This is a genomic window from Sphaerospermopsis torques-reginae ITEP-024 (genome assembly GCF_019598945.1).
Taxonomy (GTDB): domain Bacteria; phylum Cyanobacteriota; class Cyanobacteriia; order Cyanobacteriales; family Nostocaceae; genus Sphaerospermopsis.
Genome location: NZ_CP080598.1, coordinates 2,655,528 through 2,669,743, shown reverse-complemented (window position 1 = coordinate 2,669,743; position 14,216 = coordinate 2,655,528). Strand labels below are relative to the sequence as shown.

Sequence of the window (14,216 nt, the reverse complement as noted above, 5' to 3'; positions counted from 1 at the left end):
ATTAATGACGTGGTTAATCACCAATCACCAATCACCAATCAACCATTACCATTCTTAGGAATCACCAAAACTTTATCAACTCGATTTCCATCCATATCCATCACTTCAATCCTCATACCTTCCCATTCAAAATGATCTGCTGCTGAGGGAATACGCCCTAAATGAGTAATAACTAAACCGCCTAAAGTTTGAAAACTTCCTATCTCTTCAATATTAATTTCTTCTAAACCAAAAAGTTCAAAAAATTCTTCTATTGGTAACATTCCATCCACCAACCAAGAACCATCTTCTCTTTGTACTGCTTGAGGTTCTTCCTGTCCAGGTCGTGCAGGAACATCACCGACAATTTCACTCATAATATCATTGAGCGTTACTAATCCTTGAATAACTCCATATTCATCAACTACTAAAGCAATATGAGTGGCGGTTTGTTTAAATAACTCTAAAACTTTTAAACCCTTGGTACTTTCGGGGACAAATATGGGTTGACGTAATCCTATTGTTAAATCAAAAGGTTCATGGCGTAAACTCCTGGCTAATAAATCAGTCACAGGAATAACACCTAAAACATGATCAAGTCCCTCTTGACATACCGGATAACGAGAATAACCACTGGTAGACATTTTCTGACGGTTTTCTTCTGGGGAGTCGTCCAAGTCTAACCAAACAATATCAGGGCGGGGTGTCATTAGAGAACTTACAGGGCGATCGCCTAAACGAAAAACCCTTTCTACCATATCCTGTTCTGCTTCCTCAAAAGTCCCCGCTTCTGTTCCCTGTTCTATTAAAATCTTGATTTCTTCTTCTGTAACTTGCGGTTCTTGGGAAGGTGTAATTCCCAAAAGTCGCAATACTGTTTCTGTGGATAAACTTAAAAGATAAACCACAGGAGAAGCTAACGCCGCTAAAGTTCGCATGGGAAGGGCTACAGATGAGGCTATTTTTTCTGGGTTGTTTAATGCTAACCGCTTGGGTACAAGTTCACCCACAATCAATGATAAATAGGTGATGACTAAAACCACCACTCCAAAAGCAATAGGTTGGCTATAATCTGCCAAAAAAGGAACTAACTGAACATATCTCTCTAGCCTTTGGGCAATGGTAGCACCACCGAACACACCATTGAGAATATTAATCAGTGTAATCCCTACTTGTACAAGAGATAAAAAATGATTAGGAGACTCTGCCAGTTGCAGTGCAGCTTGGGCGTTGAGGTTTCCTTGATTGGCTAGTTGCTGTAATCTGACCTTACGGGCGGAAACTATGGCCATTTCAGACATGGAAAACACACCGTTGGCAAGAATTAGCGCCAAAATGATTAAAATTTCAACAGAGATTGAGGACATTTTATTTGGGAGTCGGGAGAAAGAGGTGACAGGTGACAGGTGACAGGTGACAGTAGAAAGGAGTTAGGAATAAGAATTATTTTTTTCCACACTCTACAGTCTGTTACCTTTAACCACTGACTTTATAAAATAGTGGATATGGCAAGAACAAAGGATGAAGGATATTGATCAATGCTAAACATAGATACTAAAAGACTGTTTACACTGTCACCTGTCACCTGTTCCCTGTCACCTGCTATATCTAACTACAATCTAAATTTTCCCATTTTTCCAGACTTCTCACTCTAGTAACACTTATGGCTTTTTCTTCTATTGTGCGTGCCTTGGCGCGATTGCCTTTGACCGCAGAACTCAACACCAAACTGAAAAAAAATCAAGAACTGCATTTAAATGGTATTTCCCGCTTACCCAAGGGTTTAGTTACTTCCGCTTTGGCTCATCATGAGGGTAGAGATTTATGTGTAATCTGTGCCACTCTGGAAGAAGCTGGGCGGGTTTATGCCCAAATGGAAGCTATGGGATGGAATACTGTACATTTTTACCCCACTTCGGAAGCTTCTCCCTATGAACCTTTTGACCCAGAAACTGAGTTAAGCTGGGGTCAAATGCAGGTTTTGGCAGATTTGATTAGTAGTGGCATTCCGAATAAAAATACAGCTATTGTTGCTACTATAGGCGCACTACAACCACACCTTCCACCCCCAGAGGTATTTAAATCTTTTTGTCTCTCTTTACAAAAGGGGATGGAATATGATTTAGATGAGTTCAGCGAAAAAATTACCGCTTTGGGTTATGAACGGGTTTCTTTAGTAGAAACTGAAGGTCAATGGAGTAGACGAGGGGATATTGTTGATGTTTTTCCCGTATCTTCTGAGTTACCAGTCCGTTTAGAATGGTTTGGGGATGAAATTGAAAAAATTCGGGAATTTGACCCCTCTACCCAACGTTCTGCTTTAGATAAAGTTAATCAAATTTCTCTTACTCCTACTAGCTTTGCACCTATTGTTTTAGCAGCATTAAAAAATCATCCCAATTTTACAACTATTGTAGAGACGTTTCATGAAACTTCTCTACAGGAATCGGAATTACAATCATTAGAAGGAAGTAGAAGATTTTTAGGTTTAGCTTTTAATAAACCGGCTTCAATTTTAGATTATTTATCTGAAAATACCCTGGTTGCTATTGATGAGGTAGAACAATGTCACGCCCATAGCGATCGCTGGGTAGAAAATGCTGATATTCAGTGGTCAGTAATCAGTGAACAGCTATCAGCTAAAATACCAAAAATACATTTTACTTTTGATGAGTGTTTAACAGAAATTGGCAGTTTTCACAAGTTGTATTTATCAGAATTAGCGGAAGAAAATAGCGGTACTAATTTAGCGAGTAGACCTTTACCTGTTACACCTCATCAATTTGCTAAATTAGCAGAAACCCTCAGACAAGAAAGAGAAAGAAAATTTGCAGTTTGGATCATTTCTGCTCAACCTTCCCGTTCTGTTTCTCTCTTACAAGAACATGATTGTCCTGCCCAGTTTATCCCTAATCCTCGTGATTATCAAGCAATTGATAAATTGCACATCAATTATACACCAGTCGCCCTGAAATATTCGGGTTTAGCAGAATTAGAAGGTTTTATTTTACCTTCTTACCGCATCGTCATTGTCACAGACCGCGAATTTTACGGACAACATTCTTTAGCTAATTTTGGTTATGTTCGTAAACGTCGTCAAGCTAAATCTAAACAAGTTGATCCGAATAAATTAAGACCAGGTGATTTTGTTGTTCATCGTAGTCACGGCATTGGTAAATTTGTCAAGTTAGAAAGTTTGACAATTAATAATGAAACCCGTGATTATATAGTTGTTCAATATGCTGATGGTGTGTTAAGAGTTGCGGCGGATCAAGTTGGTTCTTTATCTCGATTTAGAACTAATGCTGATAACCCCCCCGCACTCCATAAAATGACGGGTAAAGCTTGGGAAAATACTAAAAACAAAGTTAGAAAATCTATTAAAAAATTAGCGGTAGATTTGCTAAAATTATATGCTGCCCGTTCTCAACAACAAGGTTTCTCTTATCCCCAAGATATGCCTTGGCAAGCAGAAATGGAAGATTCTTTCCCTTATCAACCTACCACAGATCAACTCAAAGCTGTGCAAGATGTCAAGCGGGATATGGAAAGTGAAAGACCAATGGATCGCTTGGTTTGTGGTGATGTGGGTTTTGGGAAAACAGAAGTAGCAATTAGAGCGATTTTTAAAGCTGTTACTGCTGGTAAACAAGTGGCACTTTTAGCCCCAACCACAATTTTAACTCAACAACATTATCACACTATTAAAGAACGATTTTCACCCTATCCTGTGAATGTCGGTTTATTAAATCGTTTCCGCAGTGCAGAAGAAAAACGCAACATTCAAAAACGTCTAGCGACTGGAGAATTAGATATTGTTGTGGGAACACATCAATTATTAGGCAAAGGTGTGCAATTTAAAGATTTAGGACTTTTAGTAATTGACGAAGAACAAAGATTTGGAGTTAATCAAAAGGAAAAAATCAAGAGTTTAAAAACACAAGTTGATGTGTTAACTTTATCTGCAACTCCTATTCCTAGAACCTTATATATGTCTTTATCTGGGATTCGGGAAATGAGTTTAATTACCACACCACCCCCAACCAGAAGACCAATTCAAACCCATTTAGCACCTTTAAACCCGGAAATTGTTAGAAGTGCAATTAGACAGGAATTAGATAGAGGTGGACAGGTTTTTTATGTCGTTCCCAGAGTCGAAGGAATAGAAGAAACTACAACAAAATTAAGAGAAATGATCCCAGGGGGAAGATTTGCGATCGCTCACGGTCAAATGGATGAAAGTGAGTTAGAATCAACTATGCTCACTTTTAGCAACCATGAAGCTGACATCTTAGTTTGTACCACAATTATCGAATCTGGTTTAGATATTCCGCGAGTTAACACCATTTTAATTGAAGATGCTCATCGTTTTGGTTTATCGCAATTATATCAATTAAGAGGACGAGTAGGACGAGCAGGAATCCAAGCTCACGCATGGTTATTTTACCCCAAACAAAGAGAATTATCTGATGCAGCCAGACAAAGATTGAGAGCAATTCAAGAATTTACTCAACTCGGTTCTGGTTATCAATTAGCAATGCGAGATATGGAAATTCGCGGTGTAGGAAACTTGCTAGGTGCAGAACAATCTGGTCAAATGGATGCGATAGGATTTGATTTGTACATGGAAATGTTAGAAAAAGCAATTCGAGAAATTAGAGGTCAAGAAATACCCCAGGTTGAAGATACCCAAATTGACCTGAATCTCACTGCATTTATTCCTTCCACCTACATTACAGATATAGATCAAAAAATGAGTGCTTACCGTGCAGTTGCAACAGCAAAATCTCAAGAAGAATTAAAAGGAATTGCCGCAGAATGGACTGATAGATATGGTGCAATTCCTGTTCCTGCGAATCAACTTTTAAGGGTGATGGAATTAAAACAATTAGCGAAAGCTTTAGGATTTAGTCGCATTAAACCAGAGAATAAACAGCATATAGTTTTAGAAACTCCAATGGAAGAACCTGCTTGGAATTTGTTAGCAGAAAAGTTAACAGACTCGATGCGAAATCGCTTTGTTTATTCTCAAGGAAAAGTAACAGCAAGAGGTTTAGGAGTATTTAAAGCTGAACAACAATTACAGACATTAATTGATGTTTTTTCTAAAATGCAAGGAGTTATTCCTGAAGTAGCTTTAGTCTAGTTTTAGTAGGTTGGGTTGACGCAAGGAAACCCAACATAATTAATATTGTTGTTGGGTTTTGTGGCTTGCGCGATCGCTTCACCCAACCTACTATAAAATAAACATCTCAATTAATTCAATAAAATTCCCATAGAGGTGACAATGGTTGTACAACTACTCAGACACCAATTTACAGTTAAGCAATTTCACAAAATGGCTGAATCTGGTATTTTATCAGAAAATGATCGAGTGGAATTAATTCGGGGAGAAATGATTGATATGTCACCTATTGGTACAAGACACTCAGGTTGTGTTCTATTTCTAACAAATTTACTAGCTTTACTATTGGGAGGACGTGCGTTAATTAATGTGCAAAATCCTGTAGAATTAGATGAAATTTCCGAACCACAACCAGATATAGCATTATTAAAACCCCGTCCTGATTTTTATAGAAATTCACATCCCCAACCAGAAGATATATTTTTAATAATAGAAGTGGCTGATACAACTGTAAAATATGATCGCCAAGTGAAAATTCCGTTATATGCAGAAGCAAATATTCCTGAAGTTTGGTTAATAGATGTGAATCAGGAAATCATAGAAGTATATCGCCATCCTCACCAGGGAATTTATCAATATATCCAGACTTTAGAGAAAAATCAAAGTTTATCAATTTTAGCTTTTCCTGGTGTGAGTATTAATGTAAGTGAGATATTTTAAAGAAGTTGGGTATTTGTTTTATTAGCAATGAAGGTTATGCACTTTTAATTACCAGAGAGGAATAGTTTTTCAGTCAGTTAATTAAGACCTTACCTTTGGGCAACTCGCATTAACAGAAATACACCGACTCCCAAACCAAACAAATTAGGCAACCAAGCACCGACAACGGGAGAAAGAATTTCCGCCTGTGCCAAAGCCCCAGAAACTGATAATAATAAGTAATAACTGAAAATGACGATTACACTAATACCAAAACTTGTACCTCTACCAGTACGTTGAGGTATAGTTCCCATCGCCGAACCCACTAAACCAAAAATAATACAAACAAAGGGAAAGGCAATTTTTTGTTGAATCCGCACTTCTAATTTTCTAATTCTTTGGGGATTACCTGCTAAACGTTCAATTTTTAATTGTTCTAGGGCTTGAGAAATATTCATTTCTCCATAATCTCGACTATTTTCTGCAACATTTAAAGGCGTGCGGGGAAGTTGCAATTGTTGATGTTCAAACCGCAAAATATTCCGATAAGAACGGTCTGGAGCAACTAAATAAATTGTACCATTATAAAAATCCCAAACTTGTTGAGCAGGATTCCATGCAGCAGATTCGGAAACTAAAATTTGATTAACTCCTTCTCTAGAACGGTCGATAATTGTTAAACCTTTCATTTGCTTACCGTCAAATTGATCGGCATAAAACAAGCGAGAAAGGACTTTATTTGTGCTACCATCGGCTGCTTTTTCGTCCCGGTATTCAGGATAATAAATATTTTGTTGTTTAAATGATGGTTTGTCTGATTGCAGTGCTTGTTCTAAAGTTCGAGTAGCTTCATAATTGGCGGCTGGGGCTATTTGTTCATTAAATACATAAGTCATACCTGTGACTAAACTACTTAATAAAACAGCCGTGAATACCATCCGATAAACACTTACACCACATCCCCTTAAAGCAATTAGTTCACTTTCACTAGATAACTTGCTGTAAGTCATCAACGTAGCAAGTAAGGTGGACATGGGGAAAGAATAAACCATTACATAGGGTAATTTTAATAAAAAAACTTTTAATGCAATATTAATTGGTAGTCCAGATTCTACGACTTTTCGTAATAATTCAAATAAACTATCAATGGCTAAAACTACAGAAGTAAATGCCCCAACTCCAAATAAAAAAAGCGGGAGTAACTGCATCGCCAAATAACGATCCATGATCGAAAAAGGCAGCAGTGAATTAAGGGTATAGAAAGATTTAATTGGCTTAGATGTCATAAGAGAAATTAAAAATAAAAATGTCAGGAAGCATGAGTCAGGAGTCAGAAGAAAAATAATTATTACCAATTACCAATTACCAATTACCAATTACCAATTACCAATTACCAATTTTTAAACATTAAAATTATCACCTAAATAATATTGTCGAACAAGGGGATTATTATAAAGTTCATCAGCAATGCCAAAAGCGAGAATTTGCCCTTCGCGCATAATGTAGGCACGATCAGTAATAGCGAGGGTTTCGCGGACATTGTGATCGGTGATTAAAATACCCATACCGCGATCGCGCAGTTGTGCTACAATTTGCTGAATTTCTGAAACTGCTATAGGATCAACTCCGGCAAAGGGTTCATCCAACAATAAAAATTTCGGACCTTCTCTACCTGCTGCTAAAGACCTGGCTAACTCTGTGCGTCGTCGTTCACCTCCAGAAAGTTGAATACCTTTACTATTGGCAACTTTTTCTAAGCGAAACTCTGTTAATAAATCACCCAACCGTCTTGACCATTCCCTACGTGGCACATTAGTTTGTTCTAAAACCAAGAGAATATTATCTATAACAGACAGTTGACGAAATACACTAGCTTCCTGTGCCAAATAGCCAATACCCAATCTAGCTCGTTTGTGCATTGGCATTCCCGTAATCTCTAAATTATCTAACCACACCCTACCCTGATTAGGTTTTTCTAAACCTGTGGCAATATAAAATGTTGTGGTTTTACCAGCACCATTGGGTCCAAGTAAACCAACAATTTCACCTTGGGCTACAGAAAGATTAACGCGATTGACAATGACTCGCTTGCCATAAGATTTATGAATATTTTCTAAAACAATTTTCACTATTCGCGTTTTTGTGGTAATGAATACTAATTAGAACGCTTGAGAGGTGGTGTTTTAGGCGCTGGTTTAGCGGTTTGTCCACTCACATCACCATCATCCACCATGTAAACAGATTCTACCTGACGATTGGACTGAGGTAAGGCGATAAATCGACCTTCGTCAATTAAATAAGTGACTCTTTCTGCCCTAATACTGTTATTACCTTGTTGCAAAATATAGACGTTGCCACTGAAATCAATGCGCCGTTCTTTGCTAAAGTATTGTGCTTGGGCGGCTGTGGCTTGTATTTGACGTGCAGGATACAACATCTGCACGTTACCGCGAGCAGTGATGACTTGAGCTTTAGCATCATATTCTTGGACATCCGAGCGAATAGTCAGGGGGCGGTTTCCCCCAGCAGATTGGGCTGTAGCAGTGGGAAGTTGGTTAGTAAGGGTAACTGTACCCAAGAGGGCTACAGGCAGCATTACAGCTAATCCTAAACGGTGCATCTGTGATTTTAGCAAGTGATAGGGAGTTATCATAGTAATTTGTGATAGAAGTTTTTCAGGTTATGGCAGGTGACTGGGGACTGGTGACTAGTGGCAGATTTACAAACCTGTTTGTTTCCAAGTTTGATCACAAGTTTGATCACAAGTTTTATGATCTGTTTGTGAACTACCATTTTGGCAGTTGCTTCATATTCTAATTTGGAGGTTTGACGGTTTCCTGCATCCAAATGTTTCTTTATTGGTAGGGTTTCACTTTGCTGATGCCACCAAATATTCTGACTCTTGTACGGGTTTAGCATTGCTAAACCCCTACTCACTCCTGAAAACTGCTATTCTTTGATCATAGAAATTTGGGGTAAAGGCAAGGCTATATTTTCACCCACATCACCACCAGCGATTTTTTCTATATCAACCTGTTGAATTGCCTTTAAAAACTCCACACTCTCAAGTAATAATTTTTCCACGTTGATACCGCAATCATAGTCTGAGTAACGACGGAGACGATTAGTACCTTCTCCTAATAAGATCATTGCTCCTCTTATGTTGCCATTACCCAGGTGATATAAAGCTACAGCAATTTGCAGAATACCTTGATACAAAGTTTTTTCTGGCTCTGTTGCTTCAATCCACAAAGCTTCTAGGGTGTCATGACAAGCGTAGAACTGTCCAGAGTTGAACTGTTCTACTCCTTGCCAAAACTCTTGGGGCAGGTTTTCGCTCATCTGCTATTAACCCATACTATCCCGCACTTCTTTGATCGTTTCCATAGAGATTTCTTGACTGGTACAAGCAAAATCATTTTCTGGGGTCAGGAACAGCATACAGTGACATTCTTTGCGTTCTCGCATGGGTACGCAGGGGCAGTTCCAATAGGCTGCGTTAACTTCCGCTTCTTTATCTTCATAGTGACGACAAGGACACAAAGGCGCACCGAGGTCGTCTTTATGTTTGGCTAAACCTTCGATAACAACTGCTGTCACGGAAGATTCAGAACAGAAGAAAGTTCCAGTCCGTTTGGCGTATTGTTCGGAAAAATAACGCATTGCCTCTAGGCTTTTATCACTGGCTTTTGTGCTAGGTTCTGAATTGATCATTGGATCGGCTTTGATAATTTAAATATTTCTTTGCATTGTACAACAGGCTGGGGATCAGGGGACTGGGGACTGGTGACTGGTGATTGGTAATTGGTAATTGGTAATTGGTAATTGGTAATTGGTAATTGGTAATTGGTGATTGGTAATGGGGTTATTTACTTCCCCTACCTCCTGACTCCTGCCTCCTGCCTCCTGCCTCCTTAATAACTTAATGGTTTTTGCAGTTGCAGTTGTAGTTCTTGTTCACTTTGCAAAATTATACCGGGGTAATCTCCATTAATGACATTGTGTTCTGGGGTTGAGTTGGCATTTTCCCATAACACCCAACGACTACCTTGGGGTAATTTAGAGATGGTAAGAGGGTCTTGGGTCAGCCAAATTAAAGGATTGTTTTCTGGTGGTGTATTTGCGTCTTCTAGGGGGTTGGTTGCTGCCAAGGTTTCGAGAATGATGGTATCACCTTTGACTACTCCTGTGGCTGCTGTCCAAAGTTGGACTTGGAGTTTTTGTCTTTGTGCGTAAAAATACAAGGATGCAGCAGCAATGACAGCTTGTTCAAATTGTTCTTCTTCCCATTTGGCGGCAGTATCAAGAGCAATTATCACTTCTTGTCCACCTGTAATAATCTCTAATTCTCTTACTCGTAATTCTCCGTACCGGGCGCTGGTACGCCAATGGATGAGACGGGTAGGATCACTGATACGATAAGGACGCAGCGATCGCACTAATCCTGATGTTGCTAATTGTAAGGGTTTTCCTCGCGGATCGTTTCTTTCGCTGTCGTCTTGGCCAATTTCATCCACTAATGGACAATTGGTCAGGGGTAAGACTGTAGGATAAACTATGGCGATCGCTTTACTTTCTCTTTGACGACGACACCAAAATAATCCCCAAGGCGCACCTGTAGCTAATTCTACTTTATACCATCTGTATAATCCCCGGCGTTGGGTAGGTTGGTAGTATTGCCAACGATAACTATTTTGTGCTTCAATGGTATCAATTGGATTTTTGATGGGTTTGCCTAAAACGAAGGGAAGTATATCGCTAACTTGTAATAAAGTTACAGGTTTTGGGGTGGGATTATAAATTTCTATTTCAATGTTGAGTTCATCTCCAACGGTGACAGGTGGGATGGGGGAGCGTTTGACGACGAGATTTTTGAGCGATCGCGGTGCTAAGAATATTGATACACCTAATAAAGCCAAACATACGCCACTAATTACATATAACCATCCCGCCATTGTGTTAATAGCAGCACCTAAATAACAAATAGCAATACCGACTAATACCCAACCGCCATAACTGGGAGCAGATGCGTGAGTTTCTAACCAATTCGTGATGTTTTTGGTGATGTTCATAATTTCTGGGGACAGGTGACAGGTGACAGGTGACAGTAAAAAGAGGAAGAAAGTTAGTTTGATTAGTTAGCTATAGTTTCTTTTTTAACTCAAAACTAGCGGAAATGTACAGTATTTTAAAGTTTTGGATTGATCATTTTGTCATTGTGTATGATTAAATTATGAAATATAGGTAGAAAAGAACAATATGACAACTACCACCAACTTAAAACAACTCTATGAAACCGATGAAAATTTATGGTTAGAAGCAACTATTAACCTCTTAAAACAGAAACAGTTTAATGAAATTGATGTAGAAAACTTAATAGAGGAATTAATCAGTTTGGGTACAAGAGATTTAGCTAAAGTCAAAAGTCTTTTAAGACAAATAATCATTCATTTATTATTACTACAATTTTGGCAAGTAGAATATGAAAGAAACCATCGTCATTGGAGCGGGGAAATTAAAACCTTTAGATATGATTTAAATAATCATCTAACCACAAATTTAAGGAATAAGTTAGAGGATGATTTAGATAATATTTATGAAAGTGCGGTTGACTTTGTGAAACATAAAACTGATTTAAATATTTTCCCAGAAAAATGTCCTTACACCTTGACAGATTTATTAGATAACAATTATCCAACCTAACTATAACTATTGTTTGTTTTTAAAAACATGAAAATCATCACCATTAATATTTTGTTTAAATTGAATTATTGGACACAAAGACGAGATTTATTGATTGCAGGTTTAAAAGCAGAAAATCCTGATATCATTGCTTTACAAGAAGTAAGTTTAACAGAAGATACCGCCGCTTGGATTGCTGAAAAGTTAGATATTCCTTATATTTATAAAGCTGTTCCTCAAGATGTTAATAATAGTGATTTACCTTTTGGTTTAGCTATTCTCAGTCGGTTTCCGATTACAAAAACCGCAGCATTGAATTTAGAACATCAGGGAAGAATTGCCCAATATGCACAGCTTCAGTTAAATGATAACACATCTGTTGTTATTTGCAATGGTCATTATTTTTGGTATCCCGGTTCACATAAAAAACGGAATAAACAAATAAAATTAATGTTAGATTGGTTATCAGAATTTGATGAGCAAATACCTGTGATCTCTGTGGGAGATTTTAATGGTACTCCTGATAGTTCGGGAATTAAAATGATTAAAGAAAGATATCGTTCAGCTTATGAAGTATATCATGGAACTGATCCAGAATATACTTGTCCAACAATGTTAGATCAAATTAGTTGGAAAAAACGCATTAGGCAATTTTGGAGAACTTTGATTTTTAATAGAAGTTGGAAACCTTGGAAGGGGACTTTAGATTATATTTTTATTAATCAGCGTTTACAGGTGCGAGATTGTCGAGTTATTCTCAATCAACCAGCAGCGAATAATCGTTATATTTATCCTTCGGATCATTTTGGGATTGTTGCAGATTTGGAAATTGTTTAATAAAATAAAACTTCTTTCTTTGCGTCTTTGCTTCTTAGCGTCTTTGCGTGAAATTAAATACAGAATGAACCACGAAGAAGCGAAGAACACGAAGAGAAGAGAGTTTTAGAGAGATTTTTTGTGAGTTTTGTAAATTTTCAAGTTAGGTTTTTTGTTGGTTTTGATTAATGGAACAGAGAAGCAATGCTCGCTGTTGCATTATTAATATGCTCCATTGTATTTCGCGCTGACTCATTTATTCTGTCCATTGGGGTGGAACTGTGCAACATTTGTGGTCAAGCTGCTAGTTGTGCGTAAACACTTAATAAAAAATCAGGGTCAATAACTGGTATTCCATTAGTTTGAAAATAAGGATTTCTAGTGACAACTAAAACTGGTTGACCTTGATAAATGACGACAGGAGGGTTAAGACAATAAGTATTATAAGGACTGTATACAGCGTATGGACTACCATATAAACCGTAAGAGTTACGAATACTATAAACTCCCCAATCACTACCATATATTCCATGAAGATTATTTATCGAGTTTGGATCATGTGGGTTACTGGACAATAATCCGAGAAATACATTATAGTCATTTAACTTTAGATTGAGACATTAAGCTAAACAATAACCACGGAAATTTAATCTTCCAAACAATTGGACTGCCTTGGTTATCCTAAAATCATTATCTACAGAACCTATCACTTTTTGTCTCATTTTTAAGTTAAACAACTATATCAGCACTCCATAACTGAGCGTTACCATTAATGGCTATGAGAAATTCTAAAATTGACATTGTTTTAACTGGTATAGTTAGTTGTTTGAGAATATACTAATTAAAGCATAAATAAATTCTCTAGGTATCCATGATTTCACCTAAAGCAGCTAATTTTATAATTCGTTACTTTGATGCTATTGATAAAGCAGTATCAAAGCGATTAGTGCGAAAACGTCCTTGGTTTGAAACTGCATTGACTTCTTTGTTGTGCGATCTTTTAGACGGAGAAACCCAAGATGAACAAAATTTAGAATATTCACTTGAAGAACTCAATAAAGATTTAAATGAAATAGATGGACTATTAAATATAAGTTTTGCAATTGACACTCATGAATACAATCAGAATGTAGAGCGTTATATAACTCAATCAGATATTGGTTTTATCCTTAATTTTGAAGATTATTTGCTACCAGAAGAATCATGGAGTGCAGCATACTTACTTCAAGCAAAACGTTTATTTCCTGATCAATCTGAGCATCCTATTACATATAATGAAAACTGTCGGTTTGATATAGATACAAAACAGAGAAATAGAATAGAAATTTTAAATAAAATATTGGGAGTTAATTGTATAAAGTATTTACTATATTGTCCTAGACCATCAATGCTAGATAATATTACAGAAAAAAAGCTCTCTTATCTTCGTAACCAAACAATTAAAAATCGCAATAATTTTTTTGACAACATATTCTGGATATTCTGGCTAAAATTTTATCAAGAAGCAGAACTTTTAGAAAATAGTTTATCTGCGGGTATTTTTGTCAATGAAATAGAAAATTTACCATATAATTTAGGTACTGTTCATAAGTCTATCTTTAAGAGTTGTTTACCCTTTTCTTGGTTTATAGTTCAGCATTTATTTGGTGAAATATTTGACGAGTTTAAAGATTTTAAATATTCCAGTTCTAGCTTATATGAAAATTTGTTAGGAGATACACAATGGGAAGGTATCAAATGGGTACATGGTATAGTGTCAGGAAATTCCGAAGCAATAGATAAGCTAATTGAGAAGTTGCCATATATACCAGAAGAGAAAAATTTTTATTTTCTACCAAGACATACGATAAATATAAAAATAACTGTTGGAAATGATATAGATCCTAATTTTCGATATATCCGACAATAATCAATG

The 14,216-nt window shown here is 37.1% G+C and carries 13 protein-coding genes; 5 read left to right on the top strand and 8 right to left on the bottom strand.

The window, feature by feature from the left end; all coding sequences use genetic code 11:
• Nucleotides 1-38 precede the first annotated feature (38 nt).
• Nucleotides 39-1,346, bottom strand: coding sequence for a hemolysin family protein (locus K2F26_RS12510; protein WP_220608086.1), 1,308 nt, complete (start codon nt 1,344-1,346; stop codon nt 39-41).
• 296 nt (nt 1,347-1,642) lie between these two features.
• Between K2F26_RS12510 and mfd the strand changes: the two genes are divergently transcribed.
• Both mfd and K2F26_RS12500 read left to right on the top strand, forming a co-directional pair.
• Complete coding sequence (gene mfd, locus K2F26_RS12505) at nt 1,643-5,125, top strand: transcription-repair coupling factor (RefSeq protein ID WP_220608085.1); 3,483 nt, start codon at nt 1,643-1,645, stop codon at nt 5,123-5,125.
• 141 nt (nt 5,126-5,266) lie between these two features.
• On the top strand, nt 5,267-5,824 hold the full coding sequence (locus K2F26_RS12500) for a Uma2 family endonuclease (protein WP_220608084.1): 558 nt from the start codon (nt 5,267-5,269) through the stop codon (nt 5,822-5,824).
• A gap of 89 nt (nt 5,825-5,913) precedes the next feature.
• Here the strand turns inward: K2F26_RS12500 and K2F26_RS12495 are convergent, their stop codons facing one another.
• The 6 genes from K2F26_RS12495 to K2F26_RS12470 form a co-directional block, all read right to left on the bottom strand.
• Complete coding sequence (locus tag K2F26_RS12495) at nt 5,914-7,029, bottom strand: LptF/LptG family permease (protein ID WP_220608083.1); 1,116 nt, start codon at nt 7,027-7,029, stop codon at nt 5,914-5,916.
• Between the two features lie 174 nt (nt 7,030-7,203).
• Entirely contained in the window at nt 7,204-7,932 is a 729-nt protein-coding gene (gene lptB, locus K2F26_RS12490) for an LPS export ABC transporter ATP-binding protein (protein ID WP_194053455.1), read from the bottom strand.
• Nucleotides 7,933-7,958: 26 nt separating this feature from the next.
• Complete coding sequence (locus tag K2F26_RS12485; RefSeq protein WP_220608082.1) at nt 7,959-8,456, bottom strand: LptA/OstA family protein; 498 nt, start codon at nt 8,454-8,456, stop codon at nt 7,959-7,961.
• A 296-nt stretch (nt 8,457-8,752) separates the two neighbouring features.
• On the bottom strand, nt 8,753-9,145 hold the full coding sequence (locus K2F26_RS12480; protein WP_220608081.1) for a DUF309 domain-containing protein: 393 nt from the start codon (nt 9,143-9,145) through the stop codon (nt 8,753-8,755).
• 6 nt (nt 9,146-9,151) lie between these two features.
• Nucleotides 9,152-9,517 carry a ferredoxin-thioredoxin reductase catalytic domain-containing protein gene (locus tag K2F26_RS12475; protein WP_220608080.1) on the bottom strand — a complete coding sequence of 122 codons (366 nt, stop codon included), beginning with the start codon at nt 9,515-9,517 and terminating at the stop codon, nt 9,152-9,154.
• Nucleotides 9,518-9,717: 200 nt separating this feature from the next.
• Complete coding sequence (locus K2F26_RS12470) at nt 9,718-10,875, bottom strand: DUF58 domain-containing protein (RefSeq protein WP_220608079.1); 1,158 nt, start codon at nt 10,873-10,875, stop codon at nt 9,718-9,720.
• A 187-nt stretch (nt 10,876-11,062) separates the two neighbouring features.
• On the opposite strand from K2F26_RS12470, the gene K2F26_RS12465 reads away from it, so the two are divergent.
• Nucleotides 11,063-11,506 (top strand): DUF29 domain-containing protein, encoded by a 444-nt coding sequence (locus K2F26_RS12465; RefSeq protein WP_220608078.1) that lies wholly within the window; start codon nt 11,063-11,065, stop codon nt 11,504-11,506.
• 27 nt (nt 11,507-11,533) lie between these two features.
• Nucleotides 11,534-12,322, top strand: coding sequence for an endonuclease/exonuclease/phosphatase family protein (locus K2F26_RS12460; RefSeq protein WP_220608077.1), 789 nt, complete (start codon nt 11,534-11,536; stop codon nt 12,320-12,322).
• 275 nt (nt 12,323-12,597) lie between these two features.
• Here the strand turns inward: K2F26_RS12460 and K2F26_RS12455 are convergent, their stop codons facing one another.
• Nucleotides 12,598-12,876 carry a hypothetical protein gene (locus K2F26_RS12455; RefSeq protein ID WP_220608076.1) on the bottom strand — a complete coding sequence of 93 codons (279 nt, stop codon included), beginning with the start codon at nt 12,874-12,876 and terminating at the stop codon, nt 12,598-12,600.
• A 296-nt stretch (nt 12,877-13,172) separates the two neighbouring features.
• On the opposite strand from K2F26_RS12455, the gene K2F26_RS12450 reads away from it, so the two are divergent.
• On the top strand, nt 13,173-14,210 hold the full coding sequence (locus K2F26_RS12450) for a hypothetical protein (RefSeq protein ID WP_220608075.1): 1,038 nt from the start codon (nt 13,173-13,175) through the stop codon (nt 14,208-14,210).
• Nucleotides 14,211-14,216: the final 6 nt, after the last annotated feature.

Bases quoted from the DNA above. Each gene is read 5' to 3' on its own strand.
- K2F26_RS12470 (WP_220608079.1), bottom strand. From the start codon at position 10,875: ATGAACATCACCAAAAACATCACGAATTGGTTAGAAACTCACGCATCT.
- K2F26_RS12475 (WP_220608080.1), bottom strand. From the start codon at position 9,517: ATGATCAATTCAGAACCTAGCACAAAAGCCAGTGATAAAAGCCTAGAG.
- mfd (WP_220608085.1), top strand. From the start codon at position 1,643: ATGGCTTTTTCTTCTATTGTGCGTGCCTTGGCGCGATTGCCTTTGACC.
- K2F26_RS12500 (WP_220608084.1), top strand. From the start codon at position 5,267: ATGGTTGTACAACTACTCAGACACCAATTTACAGTTAAGCAATTTCAC.
- K2F26_RS12495 (WP_220608083.1), bottom strand. From the start codon at position 7,029: ATGGATCGTTATTTGGCGATGCAGTTACTCCCGCTTTTTTTATTTGGA.
- K2F26_RS12510 (WP_220608086.1), bottom strand. From the start codon at position 1,346: ATGTCCTCAATCTCTGTTGAAATTTTAATCATTTTGGCGCTAATTCTT.
- K2F26_RS12450 (WP_220608075.1), top strand. From the start codon at position 13,173: ATGATTTCACCTAAAGCAGCTAATTTTATAATTCGTTACTTTGATGCT.
- K2F26_RS12480 (WP_220608081.1), bottom strand. From the start codon at position 9,145: ATGAGCGAAAACCTGCCCCAAGAGTTTTGGCAAGGAGTAGAACAGTTC.
- K2F26_RS12460 (WP_220608077.1), top strand. From the start codon at position 11,534: ATGAAAATCATCACCATTAATATTTTGTTTAAATTGAATTATTGGACA.
- K2F26_RS12485 (WP_220608082.1), bottom strand. From the start codon at position 8,456: ATGATAACTCCCTATCACTTGCTAAAATCACAGATGCACCGTTTAGGA.
- K2F26_RS12465 (WP_220608078.1), top strand. From the start codon at position 11,063: ATGACAACTACCACCAACTTAAAACAACTCTATGAAACCGATGAAAAT.